Raw genomic sequence first — 18,990 nt, 5'->3', positions numbered from 1 at the left:
CGATAGCGATTAAAATGTCAAAACAAAAATTTATACCCTACCTGATTTTTCTTATTCTCGGTTCTCTACCCATCCATAGCTTTGCAGACGTACAAGTATATGGTCCGGGTGGCCCAGCACCCGCCATGAAAGAAGCCGCCAAACAATTCACCAATAAGACAGGAATAGCAGTTCATGTGACTTCTGGACCTACTGCTCAATGGTCTGAAAAAGCGAAACTAGATGCAGATGTTATCTATAGTGGTTCCGAAGCCATGATGTCTGATTTTGAAAATGCTTTTTCTGAGCAAATTATAAAAGACTCGGTGGAACCTTTATATTTACGTCCCGCAGCGATTTTAGTACGTAAAGGAAATCCTAAAAATATTAAAGGATTTAAAGACCTCGCTAAATCTGGTGTTAAGGTTTTAGTTACACATGGTGCAGGTCAAGTCGGTATGTGGGAAGATATTGCTGGTAGAACTGGAAATATTCAATTAACAAAAGCTTTTCGAAAGAATATTGTCACCTATGCAGCCAACACAGGTATTGCCAAGAAAAATTGGGAAGAAAATACTAGCTATGATGCTTGGTTAGTTTTTAATATTTGGGGAATTAGTAACCCTGATGTTGGACAAATTATCCCTATCGAACCGGAGCTAGTTGTCTATCGCGACACAGGTGTAGCCTTAACTAAACATAGTTTAAAAGACACTGAAGCTAAACGTTTTGTAGAGTTTCTATCTTCACAGCAAGGTAATACTATTTTCAAAAAATATGGTTGGACTAAATAAGTAAAAAAAGGGAGCGCAGCTCCCTTTTAGTTTTAAAATTATTCACTCTAGTTCACCTAGAATATATTCGTTTCAAATTAAATATACGCCTACGGCATATAAAGTGCCTAGTACTAAACAAAAGGCTGAACTGATATACCAAAATAAATCACTATTTCCTACAAATTTTGACTTTAACCATGGAAAAGCCAGACCACGCATAAGAAAAACCGCTGCAACAAGCGACAAAATAATTTTGGTAAAAGGTAATATCTGTATTCCCTTTGCTGCAAAGAAGGCATACATAGAACATATAGTTAGAATTAAGCCCACAGTTATAGCTGTAAAATTAGGATACCAGTGCCCTCTTTCGACCATCTGGACAATACTTTTACCAGCTCCTAAAAACCGAAAACCATTTGCTCCCCAGAACACACAAAAAAAATGAAGTAATGCGGCACAGAATGTTAATAGTGCAGCCAAATATAGTAGAACGTTAGGAAGTGATTGCATTAGATTTTATACTAATCAATATATGTGAGATTTATTATACTTAATTATAAAATATATAAAACTTATAAATAGTTAAAATAAGATTAACTTGGTATTTAATATTTTAAACACCAAGCTTAGGTCATCTCAATTATTTACTCTCAAACTCTTTAAAATCAGCTTTTCTGATTTTTGCATGGATCCCTTTGGTTTTATCTACTACTTGTGAAACTTCAAAATCAGTCGCGGCACTTAAATAGGCATACGCTGTCGCTTCATCAATACCGTATTCTTGGTTTAAGAAACGAATGGCTTCACGTGTAGACTTTTTCATCGCTTCATCAAGATCTTCATCAAGTCCCGGTGTAATCCAAAACTCAGCATTTTCAGCTAAAGGTTGTTTTAGCTCTTTGCCCGGTATTTTGTCCTTACCTGCTTTGAGTAAGGTAAATTTCAGTGTGGCGCGGGCTGAAGCTTCTAGTGCCGTTAATGCCACTTCCCCATCGCCTTGCGCGAAATGACTATCACCCGTATAGAATAATGCACCTTTAACCTGAACAGGATAATACGCAGTTGAACCTGCACCTAGTTCATTAATATCAATATTTCCGCCATACATTGCAGGGGGTACGGAGTGAACAGGCTCAGACGTATTGGCTGCTACCCCCATAATTCCCATAAAAGGATAGAGCGGAAAACGTATTGATTTACCAGATTCTGTTTTTAATACACCTTCGTATTCACCTTTAGCATTTTTTTCGATTGGGGTGAAAATCGATACATTTCCATAACGTTCAGGATGCTCAGCCGATGCATTTTCTTGCTTTGCTTTTTTAGGAAACTCTCCTACTAAAGCACCTTTACCATGTCGATTTGAAATCACACCATAAGGAACACGTGGCTCAACTTTAAGTACTTCAACTTTTAGAATATCACCGGGCTGTGCGCCTTCAATTGCAACAGGGCCTGTCACAATATGCGGCCCATCTTTATGAAAATCATGCTTTAAATTTGACTGCGTAATTGTTTTTGCATCTTCCAATATTTGATTAGAATTTACACCCTTCGATTTAAAGAACTTTTCAGCATTACGCCCTTGGTCTTCAAGCAAACCTTCATGAGAAACCGTATCAAATGTTACGACACTACCCGACGGAACAGTAAGCACGGGTTTAGCATCTCGATTTGGTAAATAGCCCCATGTAATGGTATTTAAAGTAGAGGGAACATAATAATTACCTTTATATTCGCCACTTTGAAGTTGAGTAGGCTGTTTTGAAATTTGATTTAAAACTTTAAAATCATCTGCATGGGTGAGTGAAATACAAAGTACAGATAAAACCGAAGCTGTCAGGCGTTTAACTTTTAACATGATTTCAGAACCTAAAAAATATGAAAGTTACAGTAAAGTCCTGAACAAGTAGCAAGCATTGTGCCAAGGCTAAAGTTGTGTAATATCTAAAAAGCGCTTCATGCTTATAAAAAAACTAAATAAATTTTTTAGATTTAATAACTTATCTTCAAATAAAATTAAAACCTCGACTTAAGTCTAACTTAAATATTTCATTCTATTTTTATTTATTAATTTTCAATCATATTAATATTTTTGCTCTTTTCAGATACATATTTATAGACTAGCTTATAAACGTACTCATTTAGATCACTTAATAATAATTATATTTCTATATAATATAAATCCAAACATAATTATATATTTTACTTTTATATAATTTAAATCAAAAAAACCCTGAATAATTAAAGTCAGGGTTTACTTGTTTTTAGGAAGCAATATAACGGACTAAATGGTATGTCCCATGCGCTCGCCCATTACAACTACAGACTCAGCTTTAAAACGTTGTTCCCATTCGATCTTATCTTTTTCAAATAAAATAACGGCTGTAGAACCTAAATAAAAACGTCCAAGCTCAGCACCTTTCTCTAGCTTTAACTGATGATGTTGCAATTCAATACGGCCTGAAGGTTTTACCTTGCCTGTTGCCACAGTTTCAATACCAGCAACAATCATCGCACCCACTAGAACAACAGCCATACGGCCAAGTTCAGTATCGAACAAACACACCATACGTTCATTACGAGCAAATAATCCAGGTACATTTTCAGCAGTGACCTGATTTACTGAAAATAGCTCGCCTGGCACATATAACGTTTCTGTTAATGTCCCTGCAAACGGCATATGAACACGGTGGTAATCACGCGGTGATAAATAAACTGTCGCGAACTCACCGTCTTGGAATGGCTGAGCAAGTTGTGGATCGCCAATGAGTTTCTCTACAGAGAAACTTTGACCTTTTGCTTGAAAGACTTCACCTGCAGTAATCTTACCAATTTGAGAAATTGCGCCGTCCGCTGGTGACACAATGCTATCTGCATTTTCGTCAACGAGACGTACACCTTCTTTTAATGCACGGGTAAAAAAGTCATTAAAAGATTTATATTTCAGTGCATTGCCTTGTTCAGCAATCGATAAATCAATCCCATATTTAGCTTTAAACGCATGAATAACAGCGTTTTTCACAACTGGATTTTCACTCGCAGCAACTTTACCTACCACACGGCTCAATTGATGCTGTGGTACAAGGTTTTGTGCCTTAATAAATAATTCTTTTTTTAATCGAGATGTGAAACTCACGACGGTGATTCTCCAGTAATAATAGGACTATCGAGGCGATTGCCCCATTCACTCCACGCACCATCATAGGCTTTTGCTTCCCAGCCCAAGAGTCTAGCCAGAATATAGGCCAAACCGGAACGGTGATGTGACTGGCAGTACACAACTACAGGTTGTTGTAAATCGAACCCAAGTTGTTCAAGGCGCTGCCGCGTGCGTTCAAGCGGATGCAATTTTAGATGATTTTGACGATTAAGTGCAGTACTCCATTCAAAATGGAGGGCATTTGGAATGTGACCACCGCGTCGCGCTGCTAAACGGACACCACTATATTCATCACTCGTCCGGCAATCCCACAGTTGCACACTTTCTTGCTCAACTTGTTTGCGTAGCTCTTCATAGTTCACACGGAACTGAGCGGCATGTGATAAATCAATTTGAATTAAGTCCGTAACAGGAGAAATTTTTTCAACTTCTGCTGTGGTTGGTAAGCCTGCACCTAACCATGCATGGATACCCCCGTTAATTAAACTGGTACGGGTAAATCCTAGGCAATGCAAATTCCAGATTAAACGCCCAGCCCATGCCCCACCTTCGTCGTCATAGACCACAACATGATGATTAGGTGAAATATTCAATTTTTCAATCAGTGCTTGCAAACCCGCTTCATCTGGCAAAACACCAGTGGCTTCTTCTTGTTGAGCCACTAACCATTTAGGCTGTAAATGAATGGCATGTGGAATATGGAGTTGTTCATAAACCGATGCACGGCTCAAATCTATAATGCGAATATATTCATTGCCTAAATAAGGCACTAATTCTTCTGCTTCTATTAATAAATCGAGTTTAAAATCAAGGAGTGTCATCGTCATGGTTTCTTTTTATACCAGCTTATTTTCAATCTTAGCATAAGCATATATCTAACAAACTCTGATTTTCTGCTACGCTTTAGCAGAAAATCAGATATCAGCATTCTCACTTTTAAAAATAAAAATAGCGAGACTACTTTTTACTTAAACCACTTCTCCAAGTTCTTCGATTTCAAAAACCTGACGTAAATAGGCCAAGAAAGTATCGTTGTCAGTCATGGTTTTACCCGGACTATCAGAGATCTTCGCAACTGACTGACCATTACATTCAACCAGTTTCAACACAATATTCAGTGGCTTTTGCCCCATATCGTTAGTCAAATTAGTTCCAATACCGAAACTCACCTGAAAACGATCTTTAAAGTATTGATGTAATTCCCATGCCTTTGGCAAATTAAGGCCATCGCTAAAGGTCAGCATTTTGGTTTTGGTATCAATTTTTAATTTACGGTAATGTGCATACGCCTTATCACCCCATTCATACGGGTCGCCACTGTCATGACGTAAACCATCAAATAGTTTGGCAAAATACAGGTCAAAGTCGCGTAAGAAAGCATCCATCCCTACCACATCGGTTAGGGCAATTCCTAAATCTCCACGGTACTCTTGTACCCACGTTTCTAAAGCAGCTTTTTGGAAATCACGCAAACGTACATCAAGTGCCTGAAACGCTTGTAGGAATTCATGTGCCATGGTTCCGATCGGTGTAATGTTAAGCTCTTTAGCCAGTAATACATTACTTGTACCACGGAACACATTTGGCACAGTTTTATGAAATGCTGCTACTACATGTTTTTGCCAATCAAAACTATAACGACGACGTGTACCAAAATCAGAAACTAAAAACGGTGGATCATTTGGTTGTTGAGATTTTTCATATTGCTGAATCAAATCGAGTTTGGCTTGTAAACGGCGTTCGCCTTCGGCCCAAACTTGATCTGTTTTGATACGGCTAAAATACAACTCGTTTACAATGGCTAGGACAAAAATCTCGAACATCATCGCCTGAACCATCGGTCCTTCAATATGAATATCTAAACGGCCTTCTGCATCAATACTAGCCTGAATAAAACGACGTTTGAGTTGGAATAATTCTAAGTAATCGACAAAGTCGCTTTTAATAAAGCGTAATTTTCTTAAATATTGTAGCTCGTCTTCTTTATATTTGAGATTACATAAATGGTCGAGTTGCTCGTTTAAGTCATCCAAAATATCCACTAATGGGTAGAGTGTATCTTCTAAGTTTCTGCAACGAAAATGATAGACACTATGTGTTTGCGGGAATTTATGCAGAACCACTTGTAGCATCGTAAATTTGTACAAGTCTGTATCTAGTAAAGAATGGATAATTGGAGACATAGTCAATGATTATTCGCTTGCTTCTCAGCATTAAAGCATACTTTTATGGATGAATTACGAGGTTTTATACCATTGTTGCAGTTCCATGAAATTTCCTTTTAAAAATCATTTAATTTAAATTCTGCTAAACTACGTTAATTCAATTAATTATAGAAATTTGCTTTAACTATGCGCGCTTTAATACAACGAGTTCTTGAAGCCAAAGTGGTTGTAGACGGTGAAACTACAGGCGAAATCCAACACGGCCTACTGGTTTTTTTAGGCATTGGCCGAGATGATACTTTGGCTATTGGTCAAAAGCTTATTGATAAGATTTTGAAATATCGAATTTTTGATGATGAACAAGGCAAAATGGGCTGGAACGTGTCTCAAGCAAATGGTGGAATCTTGCTTGTGTCACAATTTACCTTGATGGCACAAACACAAAAAGGTCTGCGTCCAGACTTTGGCCCAGCAATGCCACCTAGCGACGCAAAAGCGTTATACGAACAATTGGTTGAATATGCACATTCTCAATTTGAAAACGTTCAAACTGGAATATTTGCTGCTGACATGAAAGTTCATTTGATTAATGATGGTCCGGTGACATTCAATCTAGAAGTCGAAGCATAGACATAAAAAAACTCCCAAAATGGGAGTTTTTTTATGTCTGGATATTAACGTCCAGTTTTCTCTTTAATAAAAGCACGTGCCTGACGTACTTTATCTTTTACTGGTTTTGGTAACTTAGGTGGAATGAGCTTAGCAACTTGGTTGAACCATACCAACAGGCTAAAGTCACCTTCCATTTTAATGCTGCCGTCTTGCATACCCGTCATAAATGCTGTTGGGTCACCTTTGATCAAAGTTTTTACACCTTGCTCACTGTCTGCAAATTGCAAAATAAAATCAGCCTTTTCAGGTGCGCCTGCAACGGTATCAATCTGACCATTATTAATAATGATCTGACGTGCAACACCTAAATCTGTACCGATCTGAATACGGAATGCGCGGTCATGAATCAGTTCAATAAACTTAGGGCTAGTACGCGCCAACTGCTTCATACGCAGCACTAAACCTGCTACCAACAAATCTAATGGGTCTGTACTGACATCAACAAGAGGTAACTTGACTACAGGTATGGAAGAAAGTTTCATGAACATTCACGCCTATTGTATTTTTATGAAAACTTTAGAGCAAAACTTAGCAAGGTCATACCATTGCCTATGTTTTATGCATCAATTGATATTTTTTAGCTGGCAACGCAATCTAGATGAAACGTCAACAGACCCATCTATCGTAGCATAACTGGCTATTTTTTAATAAATGCTTTGTATAATAAAAATCACGTTTCGTAAATGAAAAAGGCATGCTGTGCATACCTTTTTACCGTTAGATAACAATTTAATTATCGGCTAGAACATTGCTGCTGATCATCTTCATATACTGGCGTGTGTTCTATATATTGGCGATTTGCCAATGCCTTTTGTGCTTGTTTATCCTCACGTAACAAAATAAATGTAACCATTACCATCGCTAGACTTAATGCAGTTAAATAACTATATGTGACTGGCATTTCAAAAGTGACTTGAACTCCAAAACGGACCACTTCCAATAGCCCCCAAAAGAACATCCCTGCAAGCATAAAACCAAGCCAACGACGGTAAGGAGAAAAGAACACAGCAACAAGCGCGACAGCAATTAAGCTGAATCCGGCGATAGCGGCAAAATTCGCTGTTACCATAGAAACCTCCGTCTTAATGAAAACGTCTAAAAACATTCGGTCTTTAATACCCGACCTCATTCCAAAAACAACTTTAATTCATGATTTGTGTTGAAGCTTACGATGCATTATGGATGTTTTTTTTTAGAAAAAAAGACCCGTTTTTTCTTAATGCGACATACTTTGTCGCAACATTCTTTTGTCATTACATTTTTGTAAAATTCAAAAAGTTCGATTCCCTATATGGCATCAATTCTGGCGTGTCATTACAAAAAAATATGCTGTTTTTAAGGACCAAAATAAGTTTTTTTCAGATTTTTTTATTGCCTTTTTTCTGTGCAAAATTTTGTCATAACTTGCTTGTTTTTATGACTATTCTGCATAAAAAAAGCGCTACTCTGAAGTAACGCTTAAAGCTTATCCATATAGGTTAAGCACGATTTAAATCTTTATCATGCATACCGAGTAAATAAAGCACACCATCTAAACCAACACTTGAAATCGCTTGATTTGCGTTTTGGCGTACTAATGGTTTTGCACGATAAGCAACCCCTAAACCTGCAATCGCAAGCATCGGTAAATCGTTTGCACCATCGCCTACTGCCATCGCTTGCTCTAGAGAAATCCCCATCTTATTTGCAAGTTCGCGTAATAACTCAGCTTTACGGGCACCATCTACAATCGCACCTTTCACTTCGCCTGTTACGAAACCGTCTTGCACATCTAAAATGTTAGCGTGAACTTCATCAATACCGAGTTTGCCTTGTAAATATTCAGCAAAATACTGGAATCCACCAGATAAAATTGCCGTTTTATAACCAAGTGCCTTTAAGGTCGAGATAAGACGCTCTGCACCTTCGGTAATGGTTAAACGCTCTGCAATTCTAGGTAAAACAGCAGCATCAAGCCCTTTTAATAATGCAACACGTGCACGGAAGCTTTGCTGGAAATCAAGCTCACCTTGCATCGCTCTTTCAGTAATTTCAGCAACTTGAGCGCCTACCCCTGCTTCAATCGCCAACTCATCAATCACTTCTTGCTCAATTAAGGTTGAGTCCATATCGAAACACACTAAACGGCGATTGCGTCGATAAGCATTGTCTTCTTGAACAGCAACATCGATATTTAATTCGCTTGAAAGAAGTAAACAAGCAGCACGCATAGCTTGTGCATCTAAAGTTGGGCCGCTACTTAAACCAAACTGTACACAGGCACGGCGTGGGAATGCGCTATCCTTTTCAAAGTCGACACGACCTGATAAACGCGTTACCGTTTCGATGTTAAAGCCTTGGCTAGACACAATTTGTGTAACCGCTTGTAAATGTGCAGCAGTGAGTTCTGGGGCTAAAGCCGTGACGATATAACGAGTACGGCCGCCTTCACTTACCCATTGATCGTATTCTGCGCCCGTGATTGGTTTAAAGCGCACTGTTAAGCCAATATCATGTGCTAAAATCAGAATCTCTTTCATTGCCAATGCGGTTGCAGTTTCATTATCAGAAGCGACCACAATGCCTAATGTAAGTTGATTATGAATAACAGCCTGACCTACATCCAGTATTTGCAATGAATGTACGGATAGTACTTGCATTAATCGGGTAAACTGGTTTGGTTGGTCCGGTCCTAAAAAGGATATAAGAATGATTTCTCGCATGAATTGACTCTAGTCTGAGTGACAACTATTGTAAGAATCATAATCGAATTTCAATATAATTGCCTTGGAAGTTTAACTTGATTGCGCCTAGACAAGGGCTATTTGCTAGCCTACTGATCGTTAGTTTTGCATTGCATACCTTTTTATTGGTCATTGCAACGACACACCAGCTTAATGAAAACCGTGCGAGTCAAGGTCAGCTCATGACCAGTCAGCTCGTTGCAGACAGCTTATCCGAGCTTGAACCTGCTAATACGGTGTCTTTAGCTCTGATTGCCAATCGCTATGCGACCAATCCAAGTGTTGCGTCTATTCGCATTCTTGATGCGAACAAACAGGTTCTAGCAACGAGCGGAATTTCAAAAACCCGCCAAGGCGAAATTTTTGCTCGTGATGCCCTTCAAAATGAAAAGAAAGTCGGATCTATCGAAGTTACGTTGATTCAGCCAAGTATTGGAGAAATTCTTCGTACTCAATGGCTTGCAATTTTAGCTTCTCTGTTTTTGCATGTTTTATTATGGCTTGCCTATCGTGCGATTGCTCGTCCAACACGAAGTGAATATTTGGCACGCATTAATGAAGAAAACCGCTTGAAGCATGAAATTCAGCAGCTAACTCAAGCATTGGCTCTAGAAAAACAAAATACGGTAACCTTGGTTGCACAAGCTCAGCAACAAGCTAAAGCGAAACCAGCAGCTCGCCAACAAGCCGAAAAAACTTCAGATTCAGCTGACCAACATACGTTGGCACTCAATATTCAGTTTTATGACCCTAAACAGTTATTAAGCAGTGTTAACCAATCGGTATCTGTTCCTTATTTCAAACTCTGCCAGCTCTTTTTAAACAAGAGTATTGAGTTATGCGTTAAGCATTACCAATTGAAGCTCACAGATATTGAAGTAGTAGAGGAGTTTAATGCCGACGGTGCGACACTTGCGATTTCAACCTCTCATACGCATGCCGTAGAATGTCTGCTTATGATTGGAACCGTATTCCAATTACTTTCAGATGTTTTATATAAACGTTACCGTGAAGATAAACGTTTTGCCCTGCAAACTCGTAGTGCAACATGTAACGCTGTAGAAGCTATGCAAATCGATGCAAAAGAAGCTGCTCAACGTTTAGCACAGCATCTTCACGCTAAAGAATCTGCTTTATATCTCGAAAATGAACAGCTCAAAGCAATTCAAGACAGCTACCAACTTGTTGCTATGCCAAACCCAAGCAATGTGATGACACGTCATGCATTTATGATCAATGGTATGAATGCAGAATGTGCTGAACTTGCCCAAAATATCCGGACTGAAATTTTAATGGGGAAAAAATCAATCCCACAAAATGATAGTCCAAGTAGTGCAGCTTCATAAAAAGTAACTACGCGCATCAGAACCTAGCCTTTTGGCTAGGTTTTTTTATTTAAATTCATAGCTTTTATTTAAAAATACTCCATTTTCTTATGATTTATTTGTATAAATAAATCTCGATCTATTCTTAGAGGTCACAAATTTGGATAAATCAGAATCATAGGCAAAATTCTCTAAACAGCGTAAACTATGCAAAATTTATTAAATAGAAATTGTCTTACGACAAAAAAAGGTGAAAGCGAATGCCGCTGAGTCGTGTTGAAGATCTTGTCGCCGATATTCGTGCAGGCAAAATGGTTATCTTGATGGATGACGAAGATCGCGAAAATGAAGGTGATCTTGTCATTGCAGCAACGCATGTTCGTCCTGAAGATATTAACTTCATGATTACCCATGCACGTGGTCTAGTTTGCCTAACACTAAGCCGTGAGCGCTGTAAACAGTTAAACCTTCCGTTGATGGTTGACCAAAACGGTGCTCAGCACAGTACAAACTTTACCTTATCAATCGAAGCTGCCGAAGGTATTACCACAGGTATTTCAGCAGCAGAGCGTGCACATACAATTCAAGCTGCTGTCGCAGCGCATGCAAAACCAACTGATATCGTACAGCCGGGTCATATTTTCCCGTTAATGGCACAACCAGGTGGTGTTTTACATCGTGCAGGCCATACCGAAGCAGGTTGTGATTTAGCACGTTTAGCAGGTCTTGAACCAGCTTCTGTCATTTGTGAAATCATTAATGAAGATGGCACAATGGCACGCCGTGCAGATTTAGAAATTTTTGCCGAGAAGCATGGCTTAAAAATTGGTACAATTGCGGACTTGATTCACTACCGCATGACCAATGAGCAAACGGTTGAACGTCTGGATCAAAAAACCATTCAAACAGAATATGGTTCATTTGAACTTTATCGTTATCGTGAGATTGGTAACCCGGACATTCATTTGGCTTTAGTTAAAGGCGAGCCAAAAGAAGGTGTTACAACAGTACGTGTGCATGGTTTTAGTCCAATTCGCGATTTGCTTAAGCTAAATAAAGCTGATGGTGAACCTGCGTGGAACTTAGACCGTGCCCTACAGACGATTGCAGCGAGTGATCGCGGTGTTTTAGTCTGGATCGGACAAGATCATTTGCAAGACTTGGGACCAGCGTTGGATGATTTAAATAAGCCAAAACCGGTGAAATCCAATGCAGCACTTTCACATCAATATCAAACTATTGGTGTCGGTGCTCAAATTTTGCGTGACTTAGGTGTTGAAAAAATGAAGCTTCTCAGCTCACCATTACGTTTCAATGCCTTATCTGGCTTTAATTTAGAAGTAGTGGAATATGTCACTGCTGATCAAATCACAACGAAATAATCGAGGTTGCTATGGCAATTCGCCGTATTGAAGGTTTATTACATCTCGCAAGCGAAGGTCGTTATGCGATTTTAGTGGGTCGTTTCAACAGCTTTGTTGTTGAACACTTATTGGATGGTGCAATCGACACATTAAAACGTCATGGTGTAAATGAAGATAACATTACTGTTATTCATGCTCCTGGCGCATGGGAACTCCCGATTGTTGCTAAAAAATTAGCTACATCAAACCAATTTGATGCAATCATCGCACTTGGCGCAGTGATTCGTGGTAGCACACCACACTTTGACTTCGTTGCAGGTGAATGTGCAAAAGGTTTAGGTGTAGTCGCGTTAGAAAGCAGCTTGCCTGTCATCAATGGTGTATTAACTACTGATAGCATCGAGCAAGCCATCGAACGTTCAGGTACAAAAGCAGGAAACAAAGGTAGCGAAGCTGCATTGACTGCTATTGAAATGGTTAATTTATTAAAGGCAATTTAAAGCATGTCTCAAACACTGCAAGCCGCTTATGCAGCAAAACGTAAAGCACGTCGTTTTGCTGTACAAGGTATTTATGAGTGGCAAATGAGTCACAACCCTGTACATGAAATCGAAGCACGCACCCGTGCGGAAAATGCAATGCACAAGGTAGACTTAAACTACTATCACGAACTGTTAACACAAGTGATTGCACAGCACGAAGATCTTGATGCATTACTTATTCCGGTACTTGACCGTGAACTTAGTGCACTTGATGGTGTAGAGCTAGCAACATTACGCTTGGGTGCTTACGAGTTACGTGATCATTTAGAAGTACCTTACCGAGTAGTTCTAGATGAAGCTATTGAACTCGCTAAACACTTTGGTGGAGCAGATAGCCATAAATATATTAATGGCGTTCTAGATCGTTTAAGTTCAACACTACGTAGTGCTGAAAAACAACAAGCAAACTAATAGGTTTGAAGTTGATATGGCTGAGTTTTCTATTATTGACCAATACTTTAACAGACAATCTTACACAGATGTCACCTTGGGTATTGGAGATGACTCAGCCTTAATTACCCCTCCCGTAAACCAACAATTGGTGATCTGTGCAGATACACTCGTTGCTGGACGTCACTTCCCTCTTGATACTTCTGCCCATGCAATTGGCTGGAAAAGCGTAGCTGTCAATCTTTCAGATATTGCAGCAATGGGGGCAAAACCGCATAGTATTTTACTGGCGCTCAGCCTACCTAAAATTGATCATGAATGGCTTGAAGGATTCAGTCAGGGAATTTATGACTGCTGTAATCAATTTGGGGTTGCTCTCATTGGTGGAGATACAACCCAAGGCCCTCATCTCACCATTACCGTCACAGCCATGGGCTGGATTGAAACCGGACAAGCCGTGTTACGTTCAGGTGCCAAAGTCGGTGACTATGTTTGTGTGAGCGGTCAAGTGGGTGACGCCGCATATGGTTTACAGCACCTAGGTCATCCATTACAAGAAAGACTAGACTACCCGACTCCACGTTGTCAGCTTGGACAACAGCTGAAGGGGTTAGCATCTAGTATGATTGATATTTCTGATGGATTAGCCCAAGATTTAGGCCATATTTTAAAAGCTTCAAAGGTCGGTGCCCGATTACTTTTAGAAAAGTTACCGATTGATTCAACACTACAAGCACTACCAGAACAACAGCGCTGGCAATATGCTTTAGCTGGTGGTGATGATTACGAGTTATGTTTTACAATAACACCGCAAAATTATGAAAAACTTTTGCAAAAACAACTAGACATTAAGATTACAATGATCGGAGAGATCGTTGAGCAAACACAACTAACTTTTGAGCATTTGGGTTCAGATTACCCATTGCAAATTCATGGATACCAACACTTTGCATAAGCCACCGATTCATTTTAAGGACATGTCTTGGTTCAACCGCTGCATCGTTTTCTGTGGAGTTGGTTTCGGATCTGGTCTCGCACCTAAAGCTCCCGGTACTTTTGGCTCTGCCTTTGCCCTACTTTTTGTTCCAATCTGGTTATCACTTGGCTTTAACTTAAGCTTGATCGCTATCCTCATCATGTCATTGGTGGGAATTTATATTTGTGGTCAAACTGCAAAAGTTATTGATGTACACGATGATGGTCGAATTGTGTGGGACGAGTTTGCAGGACAATCAATTACTCTTCTGCCTTTAATCTTTTTTAATATAATGTCGTTACAATGGGCACTAATTGGTTTTTGCTTATTCCGCCTATTTGATGTTTGGAAACCTTGGCCAATCCGTGTTGCCGACCAGAAAGTTGCTGGTGGTTTCGGGATCATGCTAGACGACATCATTGCAGGGCTTTGGGCGGCACTCTGTATCATCATATTTATTACTTTCTGGGGCGTAACGCCATTTAAGTAGGTTTACTCATGTCAACTACCGTCATTATCCTTGCTGCAGGCAAAGGAACGCGAATGCGTTCACAACTACCTAAAGTATTGCAACCTTTAGCTGGTCGCCCGCTACTAGGACATGTCATTCAAACAGCAAAAAAAATACATGCAGAAAATATTATTACGATTTATGGACATGGTGGTGGCCACGTCAAGCAAACTTTTGCACAAGAAAATATTGAGTGGGTTGAACAAGCAGAACAACTAGGTACAGGTCATGCGGTACAAATGACTTTACCCGTACTTCCTAAAGACGGGATTTCATTAATTCTTTATGGTGATGTACCTTTAGTACGTCAAACAACGCTAGAGCAACTTGTTGAAGTTTCAAGTAAAACGGGCATTGGCATGATTACTTTACATGTCGACAACCCAACAGGTTATGGTCGTATCGTTCGTCAAGAAGGTAAGATTCAAGCGATTGTTGAACATAAAGATGCAACAGAAGCTCAGCGTCAGATTCAAGAAATCAACACAGGTATTTACTGTGTTAGCAATGCAAAACTTCATGAGTGGTTGCCTAAACTTTCAAACGAAAATGCGCAAGGCGAATATTATCTAACTGATATCGTAGCAATGGCTGTTGCAGATGGTCTAGAAATCGCATCTATTCAACCAGAACTCGCTTTTGAAGTTGAAGGCGTCAATGACCGCTTACAACTTGCTGCACTTGAACGTGAGTTCCAGCAACAGCAAGCAAAAGAGCTTATGCAACAAGGCGTAACTTTTGCAGACCCTGCACGCTTTGACTTACGCGGTTCTGTAAAAGTTGGACATGACGTTCGTATTGACGTCAATGTGATTATTGAAGGTGACTGTGAACTTGGCGATTTTGTAGAAATCGGGGCTGGTTGTATTTTAAAGAACACCAAAATTGCAGCCGGAACTAAAGTTCAAGCCTATAGCGTTTTTGATGGCGCAGTTGTAGGCGAAAATGCTCAAATTGGACCATTTGCACGCTTACGCCCAGGCGCTAAATTGGCAAATGAAGTACATATCGGCAACTTTGTTGAAGTTAAAAATACAACGATTGGATTGGGTAGTAAAGCTAACCATTTCACCTATTTAGGTGATGCAGAAATCGGTGCTGAATCGAATATTGGGGCAGGTACGATTACTTGTAATTACGACGGTGCAAATAAACACAAAACCACTATTGGTGATGCCGTTTTTATCGGTTCTAATAGCTCGCTGGTTGCTCCGGTGACCATTGGGAGTGGCGCAACAGTTGGTGCTGGTTCTGTGATTACGAAAGATGTAGCCGAGCAAAGTCTCTCCTTTGAACGTGCACAACAAATTTCAAAAGCAAATTATCAACGTCCCCAAAAGGTTAAAAAATAAGAGGATTGAAGTATGTGTGGTATCGTCGGAGGCGTTGCACAACGTTGTGTAACCGAGATTTTACTTGAAGGTTTAAAACGTCTTGAATACCGCGGTTATGATTCTGCGGGTGTTGCTTTACTGAATAACCAACAAATTTTACGTGAGCGTCGTGTAGGTAAAGTTATCAATCTTGCAGAAGCTGTCGCTGAACACCAACTTGCGGGGGCTATCGGGATTGCGCATACCCGTTGGGCAACACATGGTAAACCAACTGAAAACAATGCTCACCCTCATATGTCAGGTAAGGTCGCTGTAGTACATAACGGTATCATTGAAAACTACCAAGAATTAAAAGACGACCTTCAAGCTTTAGGTTACGTTTTTACTTCTCAAACAGATACTGAAGTTGTTGCACACTTAGTTGCTGAAGCATTAAAAAGTACAGATAGCCTTTTAGAAGCTGTTGAAACTGTTGTACCTCAGCTTAAAGGTGCTTACGCGCTAGGTATTATCCACAGCGATTATCCAGATGAACTCATTACTGTACGTGAAGGTTCACCACTCGTGATTGGTGTAGGTATTGGTGAAAACTTTATTAGTTCAGACCAACTTGCACTTTTGCCTGTAACTAACCGCTTTATGTACCTAGAAGAAGGTGATATTGCACGTCTTACTCGTACTTCAATTGAAGTATTTGCAAATGGCGAACGCGTTGAGCGTCCAGTACGAGAGCTTGATGCAACCGTAAGTAGTGCATCAAAAGGTGAATACAAACACTACATGCTCAAAGAAATTTATGAGCAACCAGAAGCAATCAAGCAAACAATTTCTCAAGCGCTTGATGGCAATAGCTTACGTGATGATTTCTTGAAAAATGCTGATGCAGATTTCAATAAAATTCAAAGCGTACAAATCATTGCGTGTGGTACAAGTTATCACTCAGGAATGATTGCGAAATATTGGTTTGAGCAACTGATTGGCGTGCCTTGCCAAGTTGAAATCGCAAGTGAATTCCGCTATCGCACTCCTGTAATTGTTGAAAATACACTTTATATTTGTATTTCACAGTCAGGTGAAACTGCTGATACTTTAGCTGCACTACGTGAAACTCAAAAACGTGCTAAAGCAAACAATATCGATATTCAGACTTTGACTATCTGTAACGTTGCGACGTCTTCAATGGTTCGTGAAACTGATCATCACTTATTGACGCTTGCTGGTCCTGAAATTGGTGTTGCTTCAACTAAAGCGTTTACGACTCAGCTTGCTGCACTTATGTTGTTAATCTTGAAAATTGGTCAAGTGAAACAACGTATTAGCCCTGCTCTGCTTGAAGAAATTACACGTGAGTTATGGCACAGCCCGAAAGTTATTCTTGATACGCTTAAGTATGATCCAGAAATTTTGCGTTTGTCTGAATTATTCGTTGAAAAAAATCACTGCTTATTCTTAGGCCGTGGTACGAATTATCCAATCGCATTGGAAGGCGCATTAAAGCTAAAAGAAATTTCATATATTCATGCCGAAGGCTATGCAGCTGGTGAGTTAAAACACGGTCCATTAGCACTTGTTGATAGTGAAATGCCGATCGTCATTCTTGCTCCAAATGATGAAATGCTTGATAAGCTCAAATCAAATATGGAAGAAGTTCAGGCACGTGGTGGTGAGTTATTTGTTTTCGCTGACGAAAATAGCGGAATCAATGAAAAGGACCGTCAACATGTTGTACATATTCCAGCAGTAAACGAATGGCTAGCTCCAATCGTTTATAGCGTGCCAGTTCAGTTGTTGTCGTATCACGTTGCTGTATTACGTGGTACGGACGTTGACCAGCCACGTAACTTGGCGAAGTCAGTAACTGTAGAATAATCAGACATGCTATCTATGCCATAAAAGGTGTAGATAGCTTCTGTTGATTAGAAAGCCCGACATGCATTAATTGCCTATCGGGCTTTTTATTGCCTTCATACAGTTATATAGACGCTTTCGCATGAAAGAAAGTCGATTTTTATAGCTGAGAACACTCCCCTAGGACTCTGTGTCACAACCGACTTTTTACTTTTACGCTGATTTAAAGTTTGAGAGATCATTGCGACACAGAGATAAAGAAGCTAAGCGAACTTAGCCCATTTGAGTTTTATCGCAGCGTTGAATGCTGCTAAACAAGTTAGGGGCAAAGTCCTGTGGGAGAACAGGACTTTGCAAACTGGTGTGTTTTAAACGTTGTACGGTTTGAGATGAATACACCTGCGCAAGCTGTTGGCAAATACAATCGCAACTGGCTAGCATGTGCTCACCTGACAAGCAAATTCTTTTAAATTCCTGCTGAGCATTGGCGTCATCATTTGTAATACCGTAAGCACCGACCACAAGGTTTAAAAACAATATAAATTTATGAAGTTTCATATTATTCTCATGATTTTTTATATCTTTAAATAAAATAAAAATATGATTCATCTAAATATTAAAATAATTTTTTAAATAACAGCTAATCCTCCCATAAAAAAGGAAAATAAAATAATTTATATTTTAAAATAAAATAATTTATAAATTTAAAAAATCAGGTTGAAAGAATCCCAATTTTAAATAAATAAAATAGTTAAATGAGAGAGAAAATGAGTTTAAATTGTGGCATGGCCAACTCCTTAAAAATGGAGTCCTACCACCAAATCACCGTCAATTGATTAGGGTGGCAGAACGAAAGAGGGTTGACAGACTGGTGCCCATAGAGACCAGCACGCACGGGGCGTCCCCCTTCCGTCCTACCGCAAAGAAAGGGGACGCAAGGGTCTAACGACTTATAGTAGAACTATAATCCGCTATGGGGACTTACGGTCTGTCAAAACCGTCTGGCAATGTAGGCCAGCAACGAGATAATAATCGGTATAATAAAGAACGTCAATTTATTTTAATAAAAAAGTTTAAATATAATAATTTAATTAATGTTTATATAATATTATCCTATCTATTATATTTGCAGCTTTTAATAAAATTTAAAATATAAAATTGAGTTGTATATACTTAGTTAATAAAATTGATTTATCGTTAATTTTAATTTAACAGTTTATAT

General features: G+C 39.3%; 19 protein-coding genes and 1 pseudogene. 11 read left to right on the top strand and 9 right to left on the bottom strand.

Annotated elements, in window-relative coordinates:
- The first annotated feature begins 14 nt into the window (after positions 1 to 14).
- Positions 15 to 773 carry an AcfC family putative adhesin gene (locus tag H7R46_RS00575; RefSeq protein ID WP_064784741.1) on the top strand — a complete coding sequence of 253 codons (759 nt, stop codon included), beginning with the start codon at positions 15 to 17 and terminating at the stop codon, positions 771 to 773.
- A 72-nt stretch (positions 774 to 845) separates the two neighbouring features.
- Here H7R46_RS00575 and H7R46_RS00570 read toward each other — a convergent pair whose 3' ends face one another.
- The 5 genes from H7R46_RS00570 to pncB form a co-directional block, all read right to left on the bottom strand.
- A complete protein-coding gene (locus H7R46_RS00570; RefSeq protein ID WP_005066705.1) occupies positions 846 to 1,265 on the bottom strand; it encodes a hypothetical protein in 420 nt (139 codons plus the stop codon).
- Between the two features lie 130 nt (positions 1,266 to 1,395).
- The gene (locus H7R46_RS00565; RefSeq protein ID WP_005066703.1) at positions 1,396 to 2,616 is read right to left on the bottom strand and encodes an acetamidase/formamidase family protein; all 1,221 of its coding nucleotides are present in this window, start codon (positions 2,614 to 2,616) and stop codon (positions 1,396 to 1,398) included.
- 426 nt (positions 2,617 to 3,042) lie between these two features.
- Entirely contained in the window at positions 3,043 to 3,894 is an 852-nt protein-coding gene (asd, locus tag H7R46_RS00560; RefSeq protein WP_005066701.1) for an archaetidylserine decarboxylase, read from the bottom strand.
- Complete coding sequence (locus H7R46_RS00555) at positions 3,891 to 4,739, bottom strand: sulfurtransferase (protein WP_025469770.1); 849 nt, start codon at positions 4,737 to 4,739, stop codon at positions 3,891 to 3,893. The genes asd and H7R46_RS00555 overlap by 4 nt, the downstream gene beginning before the upstream one ends.
- 147 nt (positions 4,740 to 4,886) lie before the next feature.
- Positions 4,887 to 6,101 carry a nicotinate phosphoribosyltransferase gene (gene pncB, locus H7R46_RS00550; RefSeq protein ID WP_005066697.1) on the bottom strand — a complete coding sequence of 405 codons (1,215 nt, stop codon included), beginning with the start codon at positions 6,099 to 6,101 and terminating at the stop codon, positions 4,887 to 4,889.
- 168 nt (positions 6,102 to 6,269) lie between these two features.
- Here pncB and dtd point away from each other — a divergent pair, with 168 nt between their 5' ends.
- Positions 6,270 to 6,713 (top strand): D-aminoacyl-tRNA deacylase, encoded by a 444-nt coding sequence (gene dtd / locus H7R46_RS00545; protein WP_002119296.1) that lies wholly within the window; start codon positions 6,270 to 6,272, stop codon positions 6,711 to 6,713.
- A 44-nt stretch (positions 6,714 to 6,757) separates the two neighbouring features.
- Here dtd and H7R46_RS00540 read toward each other — a convergent pair whose 3' ends face one another.
- A complete protein-coding gene (locus H7R46_RS00540; RefSeq protein ID WP_002119134.1) occupies positions 6,758 to 7,237 on the bottom strand; it encodes a hypothetical protein in 480 nt (159 codons plus the stop codon).
- Between the two features lie 251 nt (positions 7,238 to 7,488).
- The gene (aciT, locus tag H7R46_RS00535; protein ID WP_002119105.1) at positions 7,489 to 7,824 is read right to left on the bottom strand and encodes a ciprofloxacin tolerance protein AciT; all 336 of its coding nucleotides are present in this window, start codon (positions 7,822 to 7,824) and stop codon (positions 7,489 to 7,491) included.
- 113 nt (positions 7,825 to 7,937) lie between these two features.
- Here aciT and H7R46_RS19445 point away from each other — a divergent pair, with 113 nt between their 5' ends.
- Entirely contained in the window at positions 7,938 to 8,210 is a 273-nt protein-coding gene (locus H7R46_RS19445; protein WP_025465982.1) for a hypothetical protein, read from the top strand.
- A gap of 23 nt (positions 8,211 to 8,233) precedes the next feature.
- Here the strand turns inward: H7R46_RS19445 and serB are convergent, their stop codons facing one another.
- A complete protein-coding gene (gene serB / locus H7R46_RS00530) occupies positions 8,234 to 9,457 on the bottom strand; it encodes a phosphoserine phosphatase SerB (RefSeq protein WP_005066692.1) in 1,224 nt (407 codons plus the stop codon).
- A 59-nt stretch (positions 9,458 to 9,516) separates the two neighbouring features.
- On the opposite strand from serB, the gene H7R46_RS00525 reads away from it, so the two are divergent.
- The 8 genes from H7R46_RS00525 (at position 9,517) to glmS (ending at position 17,789) form a co-directional block, all read left to right on the top strand.
- Entirely contained in the window at positions 9,517 to 10,824 is a 1,308-nt protein-coding gene (locus tag H7R46_RS00525; RefSeq protein ID WP_080564099.1) for a hypothetical protein, read from the top strand.
- Between the two features lie 239 nt (positions 10,825 to 11,063).
- Positions 11,064 to 12,185: a bifunctional 3,4-dihydroxy-2-butanone-4-phosphate synthase/GTP cyclohydrolase II gene (gene ribBA / locus H7R46_RS00520; protein WP_002119278.1), complete on the top strand. Its 1,122-nt coding sequence runs from the start codon at positions 11,064 to 11,066 to the stop codon at positions 12,183 to 12,185.
- Between the two features lie 11 nt (positions 12,186 to 12,196).
- Positions 12,197 to 12,667: a 6,7-dimethyl-8-ribityllumazine synthase gene (gene ribE / locus H7R46_RS00515; RefSeq protein ID WP_002119264.1), complete on the top strand. Its 471-nt coding sequence runs from the start codon at positions 12,197 to 12,199 to the stop codon at positions 12,665 to 12,667.
- A gap of 3 nt (positions 12,668 to 12,670) precedes the next feature.
- Complete coding sequence (gene nusB, locus H7R46_RS00510; RefSeq protein WP_002119137.1) at positions 12,671 to 13,120, top strand: transcription antitermination factor NusB; 450 nt, start codon at positions 12,671 to 12,673, stop codon at positions 13,118 to 13,120.
- Positions 13,121 to 13,136: 16 nt separating this feature from the next.
- Positions 13,137 to 14,054: a thiamine-phosphate kinase gene (gene thiL / locus H7R46_RS00505; protein WP_005066687.1), complete on the top strand. Its 918-nt coding sequence runs from the start codon at positions 13,137 to 13,139 to the stop codon at positions 14,052 to 14,054.
- Positions 14,032 to 14,565 carry a phosphatidylglycerophosphatase A gene (locus H7R46_RS00500; RefSeq protein WP_005066683.1) on the top strand — a complete coding sequence of 178 codons (534 nt, stop codon included), beginning with the start codon at positions 14,032 to 14,034 and terminating at the stop codon, positions 14,563 to 14,565. Before thiL ends, H7R46_RS00500 begins: the two co-directional genes overlap by 23 nt.
- A gap of 8 nt (positions 14,566 to 14,573) precedes the next feature.
- The gene (gene glmU / locus H7R46_RS00495; RefSeq protein ID WP_005066682.1) at positions 14,574 to 15,938 is read left to right on the top strand and encodes a bifunctional UDP-N-acetylglucosamine diphosphorylase/glucosamine-1-phosphate N-acetyltransferase GlmU; all 1,365 of its coding nucleotides are present in this window, start codon (positions 14,574 to 14,576) and stop codon (positions 15,936 to 15,938) included.
- 12 nt (positions 15,939 to 15,950) lie between these two features.
- On the top strand, positions 15,951 to 17,789 hold the full coding sequence (gene glmS, locus H7R46_RS00490; protein ID WP_005066680.1) for a glutamine--fructose-6-phosphate transaminase (isomerizing): 1,839 nt from the start codon (positions 15,951 to 15,953) through the stop codon (positions 17,787 to 17,789).
- A 242-nt stretch (positions 17,790 to 18,031) separates the two neighbouring features.
- Here the strand turns inward: glmS and H7R46_RS00485 are convergent.
- A pseudogene (locus tag H7R46_RS00485) lies at positions 18,032 to 18,326 on the bottom strand (hypothetical protein).
- Positions 18,327 to 18,990 lie beyond the last annotated feature (664 nt).

Origin of the sequence: Acinetobacter sp. BEC1-S18-ESBL-01 (genome assembly GCF_014169935.1) — a bacterium.
Classification (GTDB): Bacteria; Pseudomonadota; Gammaproteobacteria; order Pseudomonadales; family Moraxellaceae; genus Acinetobacter; species Acinetobacter pittii.
The sequence above is the reverse complement of the archived record's forward strand: the minus strand, read 5'-3'. Positions and strand labels throughout refer to the sequence as shown.